This is a genomic window from Stenotrophomonas maltophilia group sp. RNC7 (assembly GCF_030910085.1).
GTDB lineage: Bacteria > Pseudomonadota > Gammaproteobacteria > Xanthomonadales > Xanthomonadaceae > Stenotrophomonas > Stenotrophomonas sepilia.
In genome coordinates this window covers 117,302-136,657 of the sequence record NZ_JAVFVN010000867.1, presented here as the reverse complement: position 1 = coordinate 136,657, position 19,356 = coordinate 117,302, and the positions used below count along the sequence as shown (strand labels likewise).

General features: G+C 66.8%; 17 protein-coding genes. 10 read left to right on the top strand and 7 right to left on the bottom strand.

Annotation, left to right across the window (positions count from 1 at the left end):
- Positions 1–10: 10 nt before the first annotated feature.
- The 5 genes from queG to RCF13_RS21240 all read left to right on the top strand — a co-directional run bounded on the left by queG (position 11) and on the right by RCF13_RS21240 (position 6,754).
- Complete coding sequence (gene queG, locus RCF13_RS21260; protein WP_061478065.1) at positions 11–1,081, top strand: tRNA epoxyqueuosine(34) reductase QueG; 1,071 nt, start codon at positions 11–13, stop codon at positions 1,079–1,081.
- 44 nt (positions 1,082–1,125) lie between these two features.
- Positions 1,126–2,457, top strand: coding sequence for an exodeoxyribonuclease VII large subunit (xseA, locus tag RCF13_RS21255; RefSeq protein WP_061478066.1), 1,332 nt, complete (start codon positions 1,126–1,128; stop codon positions 2,455–2,457).
- A 617-nt stretch (positions 2,458–3,074) separates the two neighbouring features.
- Positions 3,075–4,955 carry a propionate--CoA ligase gene (prpE, locus tag RCF13_RS21250; protein WP_005415430.1) on the top strand — a complete coding sequence of 627 codons (1,881 nt, stop codon included), beginning with the start codon at positions 3,075–3,077 and terminating at the stop codon, positions 4,953–4,955.
- A 193-nt stretch (positions 4,956–5,148) separates the two neighbouring features.
- On the top strand, positions 5,149–5,652 hold the full coding sequence (locus RCF13_RS21245; RefSeq protein ID WP_005415431.1) for a hypothetical protein: 504 nt from the start codon (positions 5,149–5,151) through the stop codon (positions 5,650–5,652).
- 46 nt (positions 5,653–5,698) lie between these two features.
- The gene (locus tag RCF13_RS21240) at positions 5,699–6,754 is read left to right on the top strand and encodes a suppressor of fused domain protein (RefSeq protein WP_231352564.1); all 1,056 of its coding nucleotides are present in this window, start codon (positions 5,699–5,701) and stop codon (positions 6,752–6,754) included.
- Positions 6,755–6,877: 123 nt separating this feature from the next.
- Here the strand turns inward: RCF13_RS21240 and RCF13_RS21235 are convergent, their stop codons facing one another.
- The 5 genes from RCF13_RS21235 to RCF13_RS21215 form a co-directional block, all read right to left on the bottom strand.
- Positions 6,878–7,489 (bottom strand): glutathione S-transferase N-terminal domain-containing protein, encoded by a 612-nt coding sequence (locus tag RCF13_RS21235; protein ID WP_231352565.1) that lies wholly within the window; start codon positions 7,487–7,489, stop codon positions 6,878–6,880.
- 84 nt (positions 7,490–7,573) lie between these two features.
- Positions 7,574–8,032, bottom strand: coding sequence for a cell wall hydrolase (locus tag RCF13_RS21230; protein ID WP_004154513.1), 459 nt, complete (start codon positions 8,030–8,032; stop codon positions 7,574–7,576).
- Between the two features lie 301 nt (positions 8,033–8,333).
- Positions 8,334–10,364: an NADPH-dependent 2,4-dienoyl-CoA reductase gene (locus RCF13_RS21225; RefSeq protein WP_061480598.1), complete on the bottom strand. Its 2,031-nt coding sequence runs from the start codon at positions 10,362–10,364 to the stop codon at positions 8,334–8,336.
- A gap of 134 nt (positions 10,365–10,498) precedes the next feature.
- Positions 10,499–11,131, bottom strand: a complete 633-nt coding sequence (locus RCF13_RS21220; RefSeq protein WP_061480599.1) for a membrane protein — start codon at positions 11,129–11,131, stop codon at positions 10,499–10,501.
- Between the two features lie 195 nt (positions 11,132–11,326).
- Entirely contained in the window at positions 11,327–12,346 is a 1,020-nt protein-coding gene (locus RCF13_RS21215) for a zinc-binding alcohol dehydrogenase family protein (protein WP_061480600.1), read from the bottom strand.
- A 357-nt stretch (positions 12,347–12,703) separates the two neighbouring features.
- Between RCF13_RS21215 and RCF13_RS21210 the strand changes: the two genes are divergently transcribed.
- The 4 genes from RCF13_RS21210 (at position 12,704) to RCF13_RS21195 (ending at position 15,767) form a co-directional block, all read left to right on the top strand.
- Positions 12,704–13,795 (top strand): OmpA family protein, encoded by a 1,092-nt coding sequence (locus RCF13_RS21210; protein WP_049416163.1) that lies wholly within the window; start codon positions 12,704–12,706, stop codon positions 13,793–13,795.
- A 218-nt stretch (positions 13,796–14,013) separates the two neighbouring features.
- Entirely contained in the window at positions 14,014–14,520 is a 507-nt protein-coding gene (locus RCF13_RS21205) for a hypothetical protein (protein WP_005408235.1), read from the top strand.
- A gap of 20 nt (positions 14,521–14,540) precedes the next feature.
- The gene (locus RCF13_RS21200) at positions 14,541–15,347 is read left to right on the top strand and encodes a pseudouridine synthase (protein ID WP_061480602.1); all 807 of its coding nucleotides are present in this window, start codon (positions 14,541–14,543) and stop codon (positions 15,345–15,347) included.
- An 84-nt stretch (positions 15,348–15,431) separates the two neighbouring features.
- Positions 15,432–15,767, top strand: a complete 336-nt coding sequence (locus RCF13_RS21195; RefSeq protein WP_134968339.1) for a hypothetical protein — start codon at positions 15,432–15,434, stop codon at positions 15,765–15,767.
- 118 nt (positions 15,768–15,885) lie between these two features.
- Here RCF13_RS21195 and kbl read toward each other — a convergent pair whose 3' ends face one another.
- Positions 15,886–17,094 (bottom strand): glycine C-acetyltransferase, encoded by a 1,209-nt coding sequence (gene kbl / locus RCF13_RS21190; protein WP_005415440.1) that lies wholly within the window; start codon positions 17,092–17,094, stop codon positions 15,886–15,888.
- 200 nt (positions 17,095–17,294) lie between these two features.
- Here kbl and RCF13_RS21185 point away from each other — a divergent pair, with 200 nt between their 5' ends.
- The gene (locus RCF13_RS21185) at positions 17,295–17,990 is read left to right on the top strand and encodes a TorF family putative porin (RefSeq protein ID WP_061480603.1); all 696 of its coding nucleotides are present in this window, start codon (positions 17,295–17,297) and stop codon (positions 17,988–17,990) included.
- Positions 17,991–18,170: 180 nt separating this feature from the next.
- Here the strand turns inward: RCF13_RS21185 and tdh are convergent, their stop codons facing one another.
- Entirely contained in the window at positions 18,171–19,193 is a 1,023-nt protein-coding gene (tdh, locus tag RCF13_RS21180; RefSeq protein WP_005415442.1) for an L-threonine 3-dehydrogenase, read from the bottom strand.
- Positions 19,194–19,356 lie beyond the last annotated feature (163 nt).

The following is a 19,356-nucleotide window of genomic DNA, read 5'->3' as shown; positions in this document are numbered from 1 at the left end:
ACTGGTGCGCATGTCCCTCGCCCCCTCCCCCGTCGATCCAGCCCAGGCCGTGCAGCGCATCCGCGAACTGGCCCGCGCGCATGGCTTCCAGCGCTGCGGCATCGCCGGTATCGAGCTCGGCGAGGACGAGGCGCACCTGGCCGACTGGCTGGGCCAGGGCCTGTACGGCACGATGGACTGGATGGCGCGCCACGGCACCCTGCGCGCACGACCGGCCGAGCTGTTGCCCGGCACTGTGCGCGTGATCTCGGTGGGCATGGACTACAGCCACAAGGATGACACCGAAGCGTGGGCGACGCTGGCCGACCCGGGCCGCGCCTACGTGGCGCGCTATGCGCTGGGCCGCGACTACCACAAGCTGATGCGCAACCGCCTGCAGAAGCTGGCCACGCAGATCAACGACGAAGTCGCGCCACTGGGCTACCGCGTGTTCGTCGATTCCGCCCCCGTCCTGGAGCGCGCACTGGCCCGCAACGCCGGGCTCGGCTGGATCGGCAAGCACACCTGCCTGATCGACCGCCATGGCGGTTCCTGGTTCTTCATCGGCGAGATCTACATCGACATCCCACTGCCGATCGATACGCCGGCCACGGCGCACTGCGGCACCTGCACGCGCTGCATCGATGTCTGCCCGACCCAGGCCATCACCGGCCCGCAGCGGCTGGACGCGCGGCGCTGCATTTCCTACCTGACCATCGAACACGACGGCGCCATTCCCGAACAGATGCGCCCGCTGATCGGCAACCGCATCTATGGCTGCGACGACTGCCAGCTGGTCTGCCCCTGGAACAAGTTCGCCAAGCGCACCGACGAAGCCGATTTCCGTGCGCGCAACAACCTCGATACCGCGCGCCTGGACCAGCTGTTCGCCTGGGACGAAGCCGAGTTCCTGCGCCGCACTGAAGGCAGCCCGATCAGGCGCAGCGGCCATGAGCGCTGGCTACGCAACATCGCCGTGGCGCTGGGCAATGCGCCGTCCTCGGCCGAAGCGCTGGCTGCGCTGCAGACCCGCATCGACGATCCCTCGCCGCTGGTGCGTGAACACGTGCAGTGGGCACTGGGCCAGCACACAGCGCGCTGACGTGCGATCCTGAGCCCCCGTTCCGCCCGCAGCACGCCGTTTCCATGCAGCCACGCAACAACGACATCCTCACCCCCAGCCAGCTCAACACCCTGGCCCGCGACCTGCTGGAAGGCAGCTTCCCGGCGATCTGGGTCGAGGCCGAACTGGGCAGCGTGGCGCGTCCTGCCTCCGGACACCTCTACTTCACCCTGAAGGACGCGCGCGCGCAGCTGCGTGCGGCGATGTTCCGGATGAAGGCGCAGTACCTGAAGTTCGTGCCGCGCGAAGGCATGCGCGTGCTGGTGCGCGGCAAGGTGACCCTGTACGACGCCCGTGGCGAGTACCAGATGGTGCTGGACCACATGGAGGAAGCCGGCGAAGGCGCGCTGCGCCGCGCCTTCGAGGAGCTGAAGGCACGGCTGGAGGCCGAGGGCCTGTTCGACCCGGCACGCAAGCGGCCGCTGCCGGCGCACGTGCAGCGCCTGGCCGTGATCACCTCGCCCACCGGCGCCGCCGTGCGCGACGTGCTGAGCGTGCTCGGCCGGCGCTTCCCGCTGCTGGAAGTGGACCTGCTGCCAACCCTGGTACAGGGCAGCAGTGCCGCCGCGCAGATCACCCGGCTGCTGCAGGCCGCCGATGCCAGTGGCCGCTACGACGTGATCCTGCTGACCCGCGGTGGTGGTTCGCTGGAAGACCTGTGGGCCTTCAACGATGAAACACTGGCCCGTGCGATCGCCGCCAGCCGCACGCCGGTGGTCTCGGCGGTGGGCCACGAAACCGACTTCAGCCTGAGCGACTTCGCCGCCGACCTGCGTGCACCAACGCCCTCGGTGGCGGCCGAGCTGCTGGTACCCGACCAGCGCGAACTGGCCCTGCGCCTGCGCCGCACGGCCGCCCGCATGGTGCAGCTGCAACGGCATGCGATGCAGCAGGCGATGCAGCGCGCCGACCGCGCCCTGTTGCGCCTGAACGCCCAGAGCCCGCAGGCACGACTGGACCTGCTGCGTCGACGCCAGCTCGATCTGGGCCGGCGCCTGCATGCCGCGTTCAACCAGCAGCAGGAGCGCCGTGCCGCGCGGCTTCGCCATGCAGCGGCGGTCCTGCGCGGGCACCATCCACAGCGCCAGCTCGACACGATGCAACGCCGCCTGGCCACCCTGCGCGGACGACCGCAGGCAGCGATGCAGCGTCTGCTGGAGCGCGATGCACTGCGACTGCGCGGGCTGGCACGTTCACTTGAAGCAGTCAGCCCGCTGGCGACCGTGGCGCGTGGCTACAGCATCCTGACCCGCAGCGATGATGGCACCCTGGTGCGGAAGGTTGATCAGGTACAGCCCGGTGACGCCCTGCGGGCCCGCGTCGGCGACGGCGTGATCGACGTGCAGGTCAAGTAAAGGGGTTCGGCAGGGCTGCGCCCTGCACCTGCCGGAGCTTCAATCAAAGGTCGAAGCAACAGCAAAAGCCGGCTATCCGTGGATGGCGGGGCGATGTCGGAGTGCGGGGACGCCGCAAGTACATCCCTGTAGGCTTGGCAGCCGCTTGCTTGTGTGCGCTTTCCTGCGCACACGGCAAGACCAGGGTTGGGCGTCCTGCCCAACCCGCCCGAGGCATGCCTCGGGCCCATGCGGCTGACACCCCGTACTCCGACACCGTCCCGCCTCTGACAGATTCCCGCGATCTGATGGATCCATGCTATGCGTGGATGGAATCTGTCAGATATCGAAATACATCCGGGGTCAGATCCGGCATGGCGGGCGTCGGATCGTGTCTGGGGCAGAGCCCCCTGAGTCAGGGAGCGGCCGCGAAGCGGCGGGGGTTTGGGTGTTGGTAAGTGGGGCCCGCGGTTCGCGCAGCGAAGCGTGGGAGCGGCAGCGCGCATGCGATGGCGCGTACCGAGGTGCAGGGCTGCAAGCCCTGCACAACAAACCCCACCCCCTACCAAGGTAGGGCGGCCCGCGCGCCAGCGCCGGACTATCCTCGAACCCATGACTTTGTCTGGGAGGGCTGCGTCATGAACTACGAGGAAACCTACCGTCGCTCGATCGACGAGCCGGAGGCGTTCTGGGGCGAGGAAGCCAAGCGCATCCATTGGCACAAACCGCCGCAGCAGGTGCTCGATTACAGCAACCCGCCGTTCCGGCGCTGGTTCGTCGGTGGTGAAACCAATCTCTGCTACAACGCCGTCGACCGCCACCTGGCAACGCGCGCCGACCAGCTCGCGCTGGTTGCGATTTCCACCGAAACCAACAGCACCCGCGAGATCACCTATCGCCAGCTGTATCGCGAAGTGAACGACTTCGCCGCCGTGCTCAAGCATCTCGGCGTCGGCCACGGTGACCGCGTGGTGATCTACATGCCGAACATGGCCGAAGCCGTGTTCGCGATGCTGGCCTGCGCGCGCATCGGTGCGGTGCACTCGGTGGTGTTCGGTGGCTTCGCCGCGCACAACCTGGCGCTGCGCATCGACGATGCGAAGCCGAAGTTGCTGATCGCAGCGGATGCCGGCATGCGCGGCGGCAAGCTGATTCCATACAAGCCGATGGTTGACGCGGCCTGCGCCGAAGCAGCTTCGCCGCCACCACACGTGCTGATCGTCTCGCGTGGGCTGGATGCCGCCGAACCCCGCGTGCCGGGTCGCGACGTGGACTACGCCGCGCTGCGTGCACAGGTTGGTGAAGTCGATGTGCCGGTGCAGTGGCTTGAAGCGAGCGAGCCGAGCTACCTGCTGTACACCTCCGGCACCACCGGCAAGCCGAAGGGCGTGCAGCGCGATGTCGGTGGTTACGCGGTGGCGATGGCGCAGTCGATGGAGACCGTGTTCGACTGCAAGCCGGGCCAGGTGATGTTCTCCACTTCCGACGTCGGCTGGGCGGTGGGCCACTCGTACAACGTGTACGGCCCGCTGATCGGTGGCTGCACCTCGTTGCTGTACGAGGGGCTGCCGACGAATCCGGACCCGGGTATCTGGTGGGCGCTGTGCGAACAGTACAACGTGCGCACCATGTTCTCCTCACCCACCGCCATCCGCGTGCTGAAGAAGCACGACGCGGACTTCATCCATCGCCACGACCTGCGCGCCCTGAAGTACCTGTTCCTGGCCGGCGAGCCGCTGGACGAACCCACCGCGCACTGGATCAGCGAAGCGCTGGGCAAGCCGATCATCGACAACTACTGGCAGACCGAAACCGGCTGGCCGGCACTGACCCTGCTGCCGGGCCTGGAGATGAAGCCGGTCCGCTTCGGTTCACCGGGCTTCCCCAATCTCGGCTATCGGATGAAGGTGATCGACGAGAACACCGGCGAGGAAGTGGCGCCGGGGCAGAAGGGCGTGCTGGTGGTGTCGCCGCCCTTGCCGCCGGGTTGCATGAGCACGGTGTGGAACGACGACAGTCGTTTCCTGCAGAGCTACTTCAGCCACTTCAAGGAACTGCTGTACAGCTCGCTGGACTGGGCGATCCGCGATGACGATGGCTATACCTTCATCCTCGGCCGTACCGACGATGTGATCAACGTGGCCGGGCATCGTCTGGGTACGCGCGAGATCGAGGAGGCCATCTCCAGCCACCCGCGCGTGGCCGAGGCTGCCGTGATCGGGGTCAAGGACGAGCTGAAGGGGCAGGTGCCGCTGGTGTTCGTCACCCTCAAGCAGGGGCTTGAGGGCGAGGATCCGGCGCCGGTGGTGGCCGAGATGATGGCGACGGTGACGACTTCGCTTGGTGCGGTCGCGCGCCCGGCGCATGTGCACGTGGTCAACGCGCTGCCCAAGACCCGTTCGGGCAAGCTGCTGCGGCGCTCGTTGCAGGCGTTGGCCGAGCAGCGTGACCCGGGCGACCTGTCGACGCTGGATGATCCCAGCGCGCTGGAGGAAATCCGCCGCGCGCTGGGCCGCTGACCTGCTTCTGTAGAACCGAGCCGATACTCGGCTCCGCATGCCTTGCCAAAGCAGCCGAGCATGGGCTCGGCTCTACAGGGGAGGCCGTTGCTGCACCGCAGCTTCCTCCCTGCAACCGGTGCGCTAAGCTCGGTTGCAGGGGAGCGTGCCCGCCAGGGCGCGCCGGCATTGCGCATCGAGGGAGGGGGAGGCAATGGCATTGCTGCACGCCAAGACGGCGGCTGGCCGTCAGGAAATCGAAGACCGTGGCCGGCGCCTGCCGGCGGCACTGCGTTCAATCCTGCTGATGGTCGATGGCCATCGCGATGACACCGAACTGCGTGGCCTGTTCGATGGCCTGCGCGCACCTCCGGATGCACTGGAGCAGCTGGCCGCACAGGGACTGATCGAGGTGATCGGCGGGAGCGTAGAGGCCGCTCCGGCGCGTGGCATCAGCACCGGCCGCGAACAGGACCCGGCGCTGTACCAGCAGTTGTACGACGCGATGAGCGAGGCGGTGCGGCGCCATCTGGGGCTGAAGGGCTACTTCATGCAGTTGAAGATCGAACGCTGCACCGATGCGCTGGCGTTGGAACGCCTTTGCCCGGAACTGCTGGCGGCGGTGGGCAAGGCGCGCAGCCCGGCGCTGGCCCAGCGCTGGTGGCAGGAAACCCAGTCCGCCGTAGTAAACGCTGGCAAAGAGGTCGTGCAGGCCTGAGCCACCGCGTAAAGTGATCGGTTCACTTTCCCACAAGGAGTCCCGCGTGCAGGACGACCACGATGACACCGACACCCCCGGCTGGGACGCGATCAATGCGGCGCTGGCGCCGCTGTATGCCGGGCAGGAGCCGCGACACTACGGCACCGCGCTTCCCTACACGCTCGGCGGCCAGGATCCGCTGGATGGCATCAGTGTGTACTGGGCGGATGCGCCGGTTCCGCATTGGCACTACATCACCTACGGTTTTTCCGAGCTGTATGCCAAGGAGAGCAGTGATGCTGCCGCCAGCGGCTATGGTTTCGAGCTGACGTTCCGTCTCGCTGCCGAAGCCGCTGAGAACGCCGACAGCACGCCGCCGGTGTGGCCGATGAACCTGCTGCAGAACCTGGCGCGTTATGTGTTCGGCAGCGGCAACGTGTTCGAGGATGGCCACCATCTGAATGCGAACGGCCCGATCGCACTGGAGACCGACACGCGGTTGTGCCACTTGGCCTTCATTGCCGACCCGCAGTTGCCGGCACGCGACACCGCCAATGGCCACCTGCAGTTCCTGCAGCTGGTCGGGCTGACCGATGAGGAGATGGAGGCGCTCAAGCGCTGGTCGACGCGTGGCGTGCTGCAGGCACTGCAGCCGGCGATGCCGCTGTGGATCAGCGACCTGCATCGCGGCAACCTGCTGGAAGATCCGGCATTGGCCGAACGGGTGAGGGCCGGCAGCGAGCGCGAGGGCTCCAGCACCGGCATGCTGTTCGTCGAGACGTTGGACTGGCGGCAGGAGGCGGGCGTCACCACGCTGGTGCTCGGCGCGGGCCAGGTCGCCAGCGTGTGCGAACTGCTGCCGCTGCGCCTGCGCCACGGAAAGTCGCTGGAACTGGTCAGTCGCGAGCGGCAATGGGCGTTCATTCCAGCCGGGCATGGCGACGTGGGCGAACTGTCGGCGGACAGCGCGCGCTGGGCGCTGAGCGAGGCGGGGCTGCGGGCCCTGGCCGGCGTGCGTGCCGAACGTGGCATCTACCCGTTGACGGAGGCGCTGCGCATCGACGTGGTGCCGACCTATCTGCGCGATGCCAAGGGCGAAGTGATCCGCCAGATCGGCTGAGTGTGAGGATGCAACGGATGGGGTCAGAGCCGCCTGCGGTACAGGCGGATCCGACCCCGCGTTTGGCAACCAGCGGGGTCAGATCCGTTCGACACGCAAACGGCCCTGACCCCCGGGTCATCCTCAGGCCAGGCCTTCGGCCTTCAGCGCGGCCTGCACGCCGGCATCGGCGTCCATGCGTGCCTTGTAGGCGGCCAGGTTGTCCAGGCCGGACAGATCAACCTTGGTACCGGCGGCCCAGCGCAGGGTGATGTAGAAGTACGGGTCGGCGAAGCTGCGGAAGCCGGCCAGCCAGGGCTTGTCGGCCAGCTGCCTGTCGGCGGTCTCGAACAGGCCACGCAGGCGCTTGTGCGCGGCGGCGCGGATCGCGTCGTACTGGCTCTCGTCGGCGATGAACTTGCCCGGCGCGAACAGCGGCGAGAAGGCCGGGTGCACGTCGGAATTGACGAAGGCCAGCCAGCGGGTGGCTTCGGCGCGCTGGCGCGGACTGCCATCACCGCCGAGGCCGGCCTGCGGGAAGCGGTCGGCGATGTAGCCCATGATCGCGGCGTTCTGCAGCAGCACGAAGTCGCCGTCGACCAGTGCGGGAACGGCACCGGCCGGGTTGATCTTGAGGAATTCCGGACCCTTCAGGGTGTCCTTGTTCAGCAGTTCAACCTCGAACGGCTGGCCGGTCCACTGCAGGGCGATGTGGTCGGCGGTGGAACAGGCACCGGGCTTGCTGTACAGCTTCATGGGAACTCCAGGTGATGCGGGCGGGAAACGCCCACTATCCCAGAGCCCGGCGGCGGCCGGCAACGCTGCCGCCAGCACGGATCGTTACGACTGCCGCGGCTTGAGGTTCTGCACCTTGTAGAAGGTGTGATCGCCGATGGTCGCCACCTGGTAGGCGTTGCGCCAGTTCGGGCTGGCGATGGACAGCGCGGCGAAGTGGCTGGCACCGGGCACGATCTCGCGGCGTTCGCCGGCCGGCAGCGCCCAGTTGCGCTCGGCGTCGAAGGCCACGTTCATCGCTTCGCTCCACGCCGCGTCATTGCCCAGCTGGGTGCCGGGGGAGACGATGGTCGGTGCGAACTGCTTGCGCGCGGTGACCACTTGGCACATCGAGTCGCCCCACAGGCCACTGTCGAGACGGCGCAGGGCAACCTCGGCAACGGCCTGCTGGCCGCGCAGGGTCTGGTCGCGGGCTTCCAGGTAGACGGTGGTGCTCAAACACAGTGAATCAGCGGCCGGCTGAGGCAGCAACTGCGACAGCCAGAGAATCCAGGCCAGTTTCATACAACTAACTCCTTGCTCCGTATGGGCCGCACCCTCCGGTTCCGGCCGCGGGGCGGCAGGAGGCGGGGGACGACTTGGCGTCATGGGGAGGCGGCCATCGGGGCCGCCCCGTGGGCAGCCCCAAAAGAAACGATCAGTACCGATCGTGGGGACTGCGCCGGCTCACCGGAAACTGGCTGGTGAGCGGAAAGATGGCGCAAGGTAGGGGGGCATAGCCGAACGCATCATGAACCGCTCGGCTTGACATTCAGGTTCAACCGGGGTGACGGAAATCACATTCCGTCCCCCATTCAGGCGCTCATCAGAGCGCGGCGGCGACCCGGCTGCCCTGGTCGATGGCGCGTTTCGCATCGAGTTCGGCGGCCACGTCGGCACCACCGATCAGCTGCGCGTTGATGCCGGCCGCCTGCAGTTCGGCCTGCAGCGTGCGGTTCGGTTCCTGCCCGGCGCAGATCACCACATGGTCGACCGGCAGCAGCTGTTCGCTGCCGTCCACGCGGATGCGCAGGCCCTCGTCGTCCACCCCCAGGTACTCGACGCCACCGAGCATGCGCACGCCCTTGGCCTTCAGTGTGGCGCGATGGATCCAGCCGGTGGTCTTGCCCAGCCGCGCGCCTGGCTTGCCCGGGCTGCGCTGCAGCAGCCACAAGCGCCGCGGTGACGGCTCGACCTGGGGCCGGCCCAGCGAGCCGCGTGCCTCGAAGCTGGCATCCACGCCCCATTCGGCCATCCAGCGCTGCGGATCCAGCGAGGGGGATTCACCGGCGTGGCTGAGGAATTCGCCGACATCGAAGCCGATGCCGCCGGCGCCGATGATCGCCGCATTGGCGCCCACTTCGACCCGTCCCAGCAGCACGTCCAGGTAGCTCACCACCTTGTCGTGATCGGCACCGGGGAAATCGACCTTGCGCGGGGTGATGCCGGTGGCCAGCACCACCTCGTCGAAGCCAGCCAGTTGGGAAGCGTCGACGCGGGTACCCAGGCGCAGCTGTACGCCGGTCTCCTGCAGCGCGTGGCGGAAGTAGCGCAGGGTCTCGTGGAACTCTTCCTTGCCGGGGATGCGCTTGGCCACGTTGAACTGGCCGCCGATCTCATCATTGGCATCGAACAGGGTGACCTGGTGGCCACGCTGGGCAGCGACAGTGGCGCAGGCCAGGCCGGCGGGGCCGGCACCGACCACCGCAACCTTCTTCGGCGTAGCCGTGGGACGATAGACCAGCTCGGTCTCGTGGGCGGCGCGCGGATTGACCAGGCAGCTGGCCAGCTTGTTCTCGAACACGTGGTCCAGGCAGGCCTGGTTGCAGGCGATGCAGGTGTTGATCGCCTCCGCGCGGCCGGCACGGGCCTTGTTCGGCCACTGCGGGTCGGCCAGCAGCGGGCGTGCCAGCGACACCATGTCGGCGCCGCCACCGGCCAGGATGCGTTCGGCAACGTCGGGCATGTTGATGCGGTTGGTCGCCACCAGCGGTACCTTCACATGCGGCTTGAGCTTGGCGGTGACGCCGGCAAAGGCCGCGCGCGGCACCGAGGTGGCGATGGTCGGAATGCGCGCTTCGTGCCAGCCGATGCCGGAATTGATGATCGTTGCGCCAGCCGCCTCGATCGCCTGCGCCTGTTGAACGATCTCGTCCCAGTCGCTGCCGTCGTCGACCAGATCCACCAGTGACAGGCGGTAGATGATGATGAAGTCCGGGCCGCAGGCCTCGCGGATGCGGCGCACGATCTCGACCGCGAAGCGCATGCGCTGGCGCGCGTCGCCGCCCCAGGCATCGGCGCGCTTGTTGGTGCGCGGGGCGATGAACTCGTTGATGAGGTAGCCCTCCGAGCCCATCACTTCCACGCCGTCGTAGCCGGCCTCGCGGGCCAGCTTGGCACTGCGAGCGTAGTCGGCGATATGGCGCTCTACTCCGCTGGCCGACAATGCGCGCGGGGTGAACGGGTTGATCGGTGCCTTCAGCTTCGACGGTGCCACCGACAACGGGTGGTAGGCATAGCGGCCGGCATGCAGCAGCTGCAGGCAGATCTTCGCGCCGTGCTGGTGCGCGGCGGCGGTGAGCTGGCGGTGCGGCCGCACTTCCCAGGGCCAGGACAGCTTGCCACCGAATGGCTTCAGCCAACCGACCACATTGGGCGCGAAGCCGCCGGTGACGATCAGGCCGACGCCGCCCTCGGCGCGCTCGGCGAAGTAGGCCGCCAGCCGCGGGAAGTCGCGGGCGCGATCTTCCAGGCCGGTGTGCATCGAACCCATCAATACGCGGTTGCGCAGCTGGGTGAAGCCCAGGTCCAGCGGGGCGAACAGGTGGGGATAGGCGCTTTCGTTGGCTGGCGACATGGTCGATACGCTTGCGTACGGAAGCGCGAAGCGTGCCGCGAAACGGCGGCCGGGGCAAGGGCCGCTTCTTTGGAAGGGCTGGCCGCTGTCTGACGGTTTGGTAGTGCTGGCCGCTGGCCGGCATTCCGGTCAACTCAGGGCGATTGCGGTTGCCGGCCAGCGGCCGGCACTACCGGCGCGGGTCGACCGATCCCGAACCAGCCCAGCGTCATTCCGCACAGCGGCCCGATCAGCAGGGCGAAGGCGAGGGTGCCGAGGCCGACATTGCCGCCCAGGCACCAGCCCAGCAGCAGTACGCTGCCTTCGATCAGGCTGCGCACCTTCCAGATCGGCCAGCCGGTACGAGCATGCAGACCGGTCATCAGACCATCGCGTGGCCCCGGGCCAAGGCGGGCACCGATGTACAGGCCGGTGGCCAGCGCCACCAGCAGCATGCCGCCACAGAACATCGCCAGCTGCCAGCCAAGGCCGACGGCCGGCGGCAGCAGCCACAGCCCGAACTGTGCGGAGGGGCCGATCAGCATCACGTTGAGCACGGTGCCGACGCCCGGCTTCTGCCGCAGCGGCCACCACAGCAGCAGCACCAATGCACCGATGGCATTGGTTGCCAAGCCGAATGACAGCGGCGTCTGCGCAGCGATGCCCTGCGACAGCACATCCCAGGGTGCCACGCCGATGGCGGCACGGATCATCAGCGAGGCGCCGAAGCCGTACAGGAACAGGCCGGTGATCAATTGCAGCAGGCGCAAGGGCAGGGCGGTGGGCATGGCGGTCCGGGGGGGCGAGGATCTGTTTCCACCGTATCGCTGTTTCTGCATCATCCATAGATACAGATGCCGGCCAATCCGTTGCTACAGGTAGCGTCGATCCTGCATGCGGGCGGTTGTGCAGGGCCGAGCCCGTGCTCTGCGGGTGGCGGCAGGCACAGCAGCCGAGCGTGGGCTCGGCTCTACATCACCGCGTCAGTCGTCCCAGCCGACCAGCGCCAGCTTGCCTACCGTGCGCCCGCTGGCCAGGCGCTGATGCGCGATGTCCAGGTTGGCCGCATTGATCGTGCCCAGCGTCTCCTTGAGCGTGCCACGCAGCTGGCCGGCATCGATCATGCTGGCCGCACGGCTGAGGATGCGGTGCTGTTCGATACAGTCGGCGGTGGCAAAGCGCGAACGCGCGAACATGAATTCCCAGTGGATGCCGATGCATTTGGCCTTGTAGGGATCGCCGATGCGCAGCGCACCCCGCGGCTCGACGATCAGGCCGACGTGGCCCTGCGGTGCCAGCAGCTGGCCCAGTTCATCCCAGTAGTGGTCGGTGTCGGCCAGATTGAGCGCGACCTGCACCGCATCGATGCCCAGCGCCCGCAACTGGGGCTGCAGTGGCTGCCGATGGTCGATCACATGCGTGGCCCCCATCTGCCGGCACCAGTCGATCGAGGCCTCGCGCGAGGCGGTGGCGATCACCTCGAAACCGGCATGGCGTGCCAGCTGGATCGCCATCGAGCCGACGCCGCCGGCGCCGCCGATCACCAGCAGGTGCTGGCCCACGTGGCGGCGGCCATCGAGCTGCAGCGGCATGCGCTGGAACAGCAGTTCCCAGGCTGTGAGAGTGGTCAACGGCAGCGCGGCCGCTTCAGCGAAATCGAGCGTGGTCGGCTTGCGCGCGACCAGGCGCTCATCAACCCACTGGTACTGGGCGTTGCAGCCCGGCCGGGTAACGTCACCGGCGAAGTAGACCTCGTCACCGGAGGCGAACAGGCTGGCCTCGTCACCGATGGCTTCGACCACGCCGGCTGCGTCCCAGCCGAGCACCCGGGGAACCTCAAGGGTGGCCGGATCGGTGGCGGCCCGCTGCTTGCCATCGACGGGGTTGACCGAAACCGCTTCGATTCGCACCAGCAGATCGCGGCCGCGAGGAGGCAGCGGCGGCGGCAGCAGGACATCACGCAGGGCGGGTGCGTATTCACGACTCAGGGCGACGGCTTTCATCACGGCTCCGGCTGGGTTCGTGATCCCATCATAAGGTTCCTCACGTTTCCTCAGACGCGCTGAACCGTGTGATGCAGCACGTTGCGCAATATGTCGCTTCTCGCGCCTAAACCCCGTCAAACCCTTGCAGCGTGTGGGTCTTGCGGATTTTCATCATCCTGTATAGGGTTTCAACGTCGGACCGGTGGACGGTCGGGCGCAACACTTCACATGTTACGGGACTGTTAACATGGCCTTCACCCGCCTGAGCATAATGTTCGCGGCGGTGGCGTGCTGAATCGGCTGTCGAACATCGACGCACTAGTGCTGGCCCATGCCTCTACCGGTTTCATACCCCCGAAATAGGAGCTGTACTCAATGAACAAGAAGATCCTTACTGCCGCGCTGCTGGGCGGCCTGGCTTTCGCCCAGGCAGCTTCGGCGCAGGAGTTCGATGACCGCTGGTACCTGACCGGTTCGGCCGGCTTCAACTTCCAGGACAGCGACCGTCTGACCAATGACGCTCCGTTCGTGACCCTGGGCCTGGGTAAGTTCATCAGCCCGAACTGGTCGCTGGACGGTGAGCTGAACTACCAGAACCCGAACTTCGACAGCAACCAGGACCTGAACTGGTCGCAGTACGGCGTCTCGCTGGACCTGCGTCGCCACTTCATCAAGGAAGGCCGCGGCTGGAACCCGTACATCGTCGGTGGCCTGGGCTACCAGAAGTCGGAAGAAGAGTACGCTGCGCTCGACAACAACGGCCCGCGCCAGCGTAAGGACGGCAATGTTGCCGCCAAGCTGGGCGTCGGCCTGCAGACCACCTTCGAGAAGCGTGTTGCTGTCCGCGCCGAAGTGGCCTACCGCGCTGACTTCGACGACCAGAGCATCGCCGCACGTGACGAGAGCTGGTTCGGCGACGTGCTGGCTTCGGTCGGCGTCGTGATCCCGCTGGGCCCGGCTCCGGTCGCGGCTGCTCCGGCTCCGGCTCCGGTTGCCCCGAGCTGCGCCGACCTGGACGACGACGGTGACGGCGTCAACAACTGCGACGACAAGTGCCCGAACTCGCAGCCGGGTCAGACCATCGGTCCGGACGGTTGCCCGGTTCCGGTCTCCATCGACCTGAAGGGCGTCAACTTCGACTTCGACAAGTCGAACCTGCGTCCGGACGCCGTGGCGATCCTGAGCGAAGCCACCGAGATCCTGAAGCGTTACCCGGATCTGCGCGTTGAAGTTGCCGGTCACACCGACTCGAAGGGTACCGACGCTTACAACCAGAAGCTGTCGGAGCGTCGTGCTACCGCCGTGTACAACTACCTGACCAAGAACGGCGTTGACGCCGGTCGCCTGGTCGGCCCGATCGGCTACGGCGAGAGCCGTCCGATTGCTCCGAACACCAACCCGGATGGTTCGGACAACCCGGAAGGTCGCGCCAAGAACCGTCGTACCGAGCTGAACGTCCAGAACTAAGTTCTGACGCTCTGCCCGTAGGACACAGCAGGACCCGGCTTCGGCCGGGTCTTGTTGTTTCTGCGGCCAGGAAGCTCGCCTGTGACGCGGCAACACAACCGTTCGTCGGTCTTTTGTCCGTAAAACCAACAAGTTGTCGTATTCATTGAAAGTGGCGCTTGAAAGCTGACGCGGCATTGCTAAACTCGCCGCGTCACTTCCTTCCGTGGATGCCCCTCATGCTGCGCTCTGCATCGGCCGCCGTCCTGGCGCTGGCCCTGGTTCCCGCCGCCCACGCTGCGGTCGATTGCTCGGTCAACACCAGCGCCTCGCCGCTGCCGTTGCCGGCCACGACTATCGCGCCAGTGGCCGACGAGCTGTACATCCGTGGCAACCAGCTGGGCATGCCGGCCGGTGTGCTGAGCAGCAACTACGACCCGTCGCAGTCGCTGGACCAGGTGCTGCAGCGCCTGCGCATCGACGGCTGCCAGAACATCGCCAAGGCCATTCCGAGCGCACCGGCGGTGAAGCCGAACGATCCGGCGGCCTACAAGCCGCAGACCGAATTCGACAACACGCCCTGGCGCTTCGACATGAGCCAGAACGGCAAGCGCATGACCGCCGAAGAGTTCGACGCCTGGATGAAGGCGCGCGGCGTTCGCGTGGTCAAGGCGCGTCCGGCTCCGGCCGCCACTCCGGCCCCGGCCGAAGCACCGGCTGAGACCAAGCCGGTCGACAAGAAGTAAGCGCCGCGGGGAGCAGAGGCTTGCGCACGCGCCGCCCGCCTGCCGCCCCCGCCGCCCGCTCCCGCGCACCGCGTGGGCGTGCGACTCCGAATGTATCCAGTGGCGTGCGCCATGGCCTGGCGCGCGTGCTGTCCAAGGCGGGTGTGTGCTCGCGCAGCGAGGCCGCGCGCTGGATTGCCGAAGGCCGGGTGCGCGTGTCCGGCCGCATCGTGCGCGACCCGGAATTTCCGATTGGCCAGCCGGTGCCGCCCATCGAGGTCGACGGCCAGCCGATGGGGGCGCCGCAGCGCCTGTACCTGATGCTCAACAAGCCGCGCGGGGTGGTCACCACGGCGCAGGACGAGCGTGGTCGCGACACCGTGTACCGCTGCTTCGATGGTGCCGGCCTGCCGTGGATCGCGCCGGTCGGGCGCCTGGACAAGGCCAGCGAAGGCTTGCTGTTGTTCAGCAATGATCCGCAGTGGGCGGCGCACCTGACCGATCCGGAGACCGGCCCGCAGAAGACCTATCACGTGCAGGTGGATCGTCTGCCCGATGACGCCACCCTGGCGGCACTGCAGACCGGCGTGGAGGATGAGGGGGATTTCCTCGCCGCCCGTGCCGTGCGCGTACTGCGCAGTGGCGACAAGACCGCATGGCTGGAGGTGGTCCTCGACGAGGGCCGCAACCGCCATATCCGCCGCCTGTTGGCGGCCTTCGACCTGCAGGTGCTGCGCCTGGTCCGGGTCGCGATCGGTGGGCTGCTGCTCGGCGATCTCGGCAAGGGCCAGTGGCGGGTTCTGCAGGTCAGCGACCAGCAGCGGCTGGGGGCCGCTGCACCGGGCTGATCATCGCCCGTGGCCGGCAGTTGCCGGCCGCCGTTCCAGGCGTAGGGGGCGCCTGGCTGTCGACTTTCCCGAACGGAGCCTGCCATGTACCACCCGACCCTCAATCAAACCCTGCGCTGTGCAGGCCTGCTGCTGCCGATGGTGCTGCTGGCCGCCTGCGGCGGCCACAAGAAGGTGGCCAAGGCGGAAACGCCTGCCGAGACCCCGGTGGTGGAAGTGAAAACCCCGCAGCTGGATGGTCGCGGCAGTTACCGCTTCCTGATGAGCAACGGCGACAAGAAGATGACCGCCGATGAGTTCGATGCCTGGATGAAGGCCAACGGCATCCGCGTTGCCAAGGGCAATGGCCAGGACGCTGCCGCCAAGCCGGTAGTGGTTGCCAGCAAGGAAGAGCCGAAGGGCAAGAAGAAAAAGAAATGACGCGCGTCGCGCGTCATTTCGGTAGCGCCGGGCCGTGCCCGGCGAGCGCATGGCGCGGCTTTCGGGAAATCGCCGGGCATGGCCCGGCGCTACCCCTGGGGATCCGACCCCGGTGCGGTCAGCCCTTGACCACGCCCAGTTCGACACCGATGCGGGTGAAGGCGTCGATTGCCCGGTCCAGGTGCTCGCGGCTGTGCGCAGCGCTGATCTGGGTACGGATGCGGGCCTGGCCCTTGGGCACCACCGGGAAGAAGAAACCGATGGCGTAGATGCCTTCTTCCAGCAGGCGCTCGGCGAACTTCTGCGCCAACGGTGCGTCATACAGCATCACCGGGCTGATCGGATGCACGCCCGGCTTCACGTCGAAACCGGCGGCGGTCATCTTTTCGCGGAAGTAGGCGGTGTTCTCGGCCAGGGTGCTGCGCAGGTCGTCAGCGGCCGCCAGCATTTCGAACGCCTTGATGCCGGCGGCTACCACGTGCGGCGGCAGCGAGTTGGAGAACAGGTACGGGCGCGAGCGCTGGCGCAGCAGTTCGATCACCTCGGCGCTGGCGCAGGTGAAGCCGCCCAGTGCGCCACCCATGGCCTTGCCCAGAGTGCCGGTGATGATGTCGATCTTCTCCAGCACGCCCTTGACCTCGGCCGAGCCGCGGCCGGTGGCACCGAGGAAGCCGGTGGCATGGCATTCGTCGATGTGTACCAGGGCGTTGTACTTCTTTGCCAGCGCGGTGATCTCGTCCAGCGGCGCGATGAAGCCGTCCATTGAGAACACGCCGTCGGTGGTGATCAGCTTGGTCTTGCAGCCGGCGGCATCGGCGGCCTGCAGCTGGGCTTCCAGATCGGCCATGTCACAGTTGGCGTAGCGGAAGCGCTTGGCCTTGCACAGACGCACGCCGTCGATGATCGAAGCATGGTTCAGTGCATCGGAAATGATTGCGTCGTTCTCGCCAAGCAGCGGCTCGAACAGGCCGCCGTTGGCATCGAAGCAGGCCGCGTACAGGATGGTGTCCTGCTTGCCGAAGAAGTCGGCGATCTGCTTCTCCAGCTGCTTGTGCAGGTCCTGGGTGCCGCAGATGAAGCGCACCGAGGCCATGCCGAAGCCGTGGGTATCGAGTGCGTCCTTGGCGGCCTGGATCAGGTCCGGATGGTCGGCCAGTCCCAGGTAGTTGTTGGCACAGAAATTCAGCACCTTGCGGCCGTCGTCGAGGGTGATCTCGGCCGACTGCGGGCTGGTGATGATCCGCTCGGACTTGAACAGGCCCTGGGCGCGGATGGCGTCCAGTTCCTCGGCGTAGTGGCGGGTCAGGGCGGAGGAGGCGTCGGTCATGGCGTGGGCACGGCTCTGAACGGGAAACCGCCGATTCTACCGGGCATCGCCGCTTGCCAACCGGCCCGGGCGGGGCATCGTCACGGCGGACACATGTTGCATCGCAATAGCAAACGGGTTAAAAATTCGTGAACCGGCGCTGTCCCGCTCCGGCCGCTCTCGCCTTCCGCGCCACGCCACCGCCCCCACCGGAGACGCTCATGAAGCACGCCCGTGCCTGCCTCGCCATTGCCGCTGCCTTGACCCTGGCCGCCCCGTTCACCGCCAGTGCGCAGGAAAACGAATCGCCGTACAGCTGGAACGTCACCGCCGTTTCCGATTACCTGTTCCGTGGTGTCTCGCAGACCGACGAAAAGCCGACCCTGCAGGCCGGTTTCACCTACACCTCGCCGGTCGGCCTGTATGCCGGTGTCTGGGGTTCGGGCGTCGACTTCGGTCCGGGCGACCCGAGCACTGAGGTGGACTACCAGATCGGCTACGGCGTTGACGTCACGCCCCGCGTCAATTTCGACGCGCTGCTGAACCGCTACACCTACCTCGGTGCCAGCGAGCTGAACTACAACGAGCTGATCACCACCACCACGCTGGACGAGACCTACAAGCTGACGGTGGCCTACACCAACGATGTCTGGAACAGCAGCACCGATGGCTGGTACTTCGGCCTGGGCGGCAGCTGGGGCCTGCCGAAGGACTTCACCCTGAATGCCAACGTCGGCCGCAGCACCTTCGAGGACGGCATCGCCAAGGACTATACCGACTGGAACGTCGGCGTCGAACGCCAGTTCGGCCTGTTCAACGTCGGCCTCGGCTACTACGGCACCGACGGCAACGGTCGCGACAACTCCGGCAAGCTGGCACACAGCCGCGTGCTGCTGACCGTGGCCGTCGGCAAGTAACCCTTGCTTCGGTAGGTGCCAGGCTTGCCTGGCACGCATTGCGAAAAAGGCGCCCATCGGGCGCCTTTTTCAGTTCCGCGGTGTTCTTGATCCCATCTGGGGAAGAGCCCCCTTGTTGTTCAAGGGGGCGCGCCAAAGGCGCGGGGAGAAGGAAACATGCGGGGGAATTGACCCTTCGGGTCAATTCCAGCTGAGCACGACCTTGCCGGCCTTGCCTTCTTCCATCAGGTCGAAGCCCTTCTGGAAGTCGTCGATCGGCAGCTGGTGGGTCATCACCTTGCCGAGCGGGAAGCCGGACAGCACCAGCTGGGTCATCTTGTACCAGGTCTCATACATCTTGCGGCCGTAGATGCCCTGCACGGTCAGGCCCTTGAAGATGATCTTGTCCCAGTCGCAGCCGGCACCCTTGGGCATGATGCCCAGCATGGCGATCTTGCCACCGTGGTACATGCAGTCGAGCATGTCGTTGAACGCACGCGGGTTGCCGCTCATTTCCAGGCCCACATCGAAGCCCTCCATGTGCAGTTCCTTCATCACGTCCTTCAGCGACTGGTTGGCGACGTTGACCACGCGGGTGGCACCCATGTCGGCGGCCAGCTTCAGGCGGAAGTCGTTGACGTCGGTCACCACCACGTTGCGCGCACCGATGTGCTTGCAGATGCCGGCAGCGATGATGCCGATCGGGCCCGCGCCGGTGATCAGCACGTCCTCACCGATCACGTCGAATTCCAGTGCGCAGTGCGCAGCGTTGCCGTACGGGTCGAAGAACGCGGCCAGCTCCGACGGGATCTGGTCCGGGATCGGCCACAGGTTGCTGGCCGGCATCACCATGTATTCGGCAAAGGCACCATTGACGTTGACGCCGATGCCGACGGTGTTCGGGCACAGGTGCGGGCGGCCGCCACGGCAGTTGCGGCAGTGGCCGCAGACGATGTGGCCTTCGGCCGAGACGCGCTGGCCGATCTCGTAGCCGGTCACGCCCGGGCCGATTTCGGCAATGCGGCCGACGAATTCATGGCCGATGGTCAGGCCCGGTTTGATCGTGCGCTGGCTCCACTCGTCCCACAGATAGATGTGCAGGTCGGTACCGCAGATCGCGGTCTTCTCGAGCTTGATCAACACCTGGTTGGGGCCCGGAGTCGGCACCGGAACCTCTTCCATCCAGATGCCCTTGGCTGCTTCGCGCTTGACCAGGGCCTTCATCGTTTGCTGCGCCATCGGGGTGGAACTCATCAGGGGGAAAGCGCGGATTATAGGGTGCCGCGCGGATTTCCCATGTTGCGCTGCGGGTGCAGTGGCGGAACGAAAGACGTGCGCCGGCGGGCGTTTCGAACGTGCTGCAAACAGCAGCGCCGCTTCGCTCGCC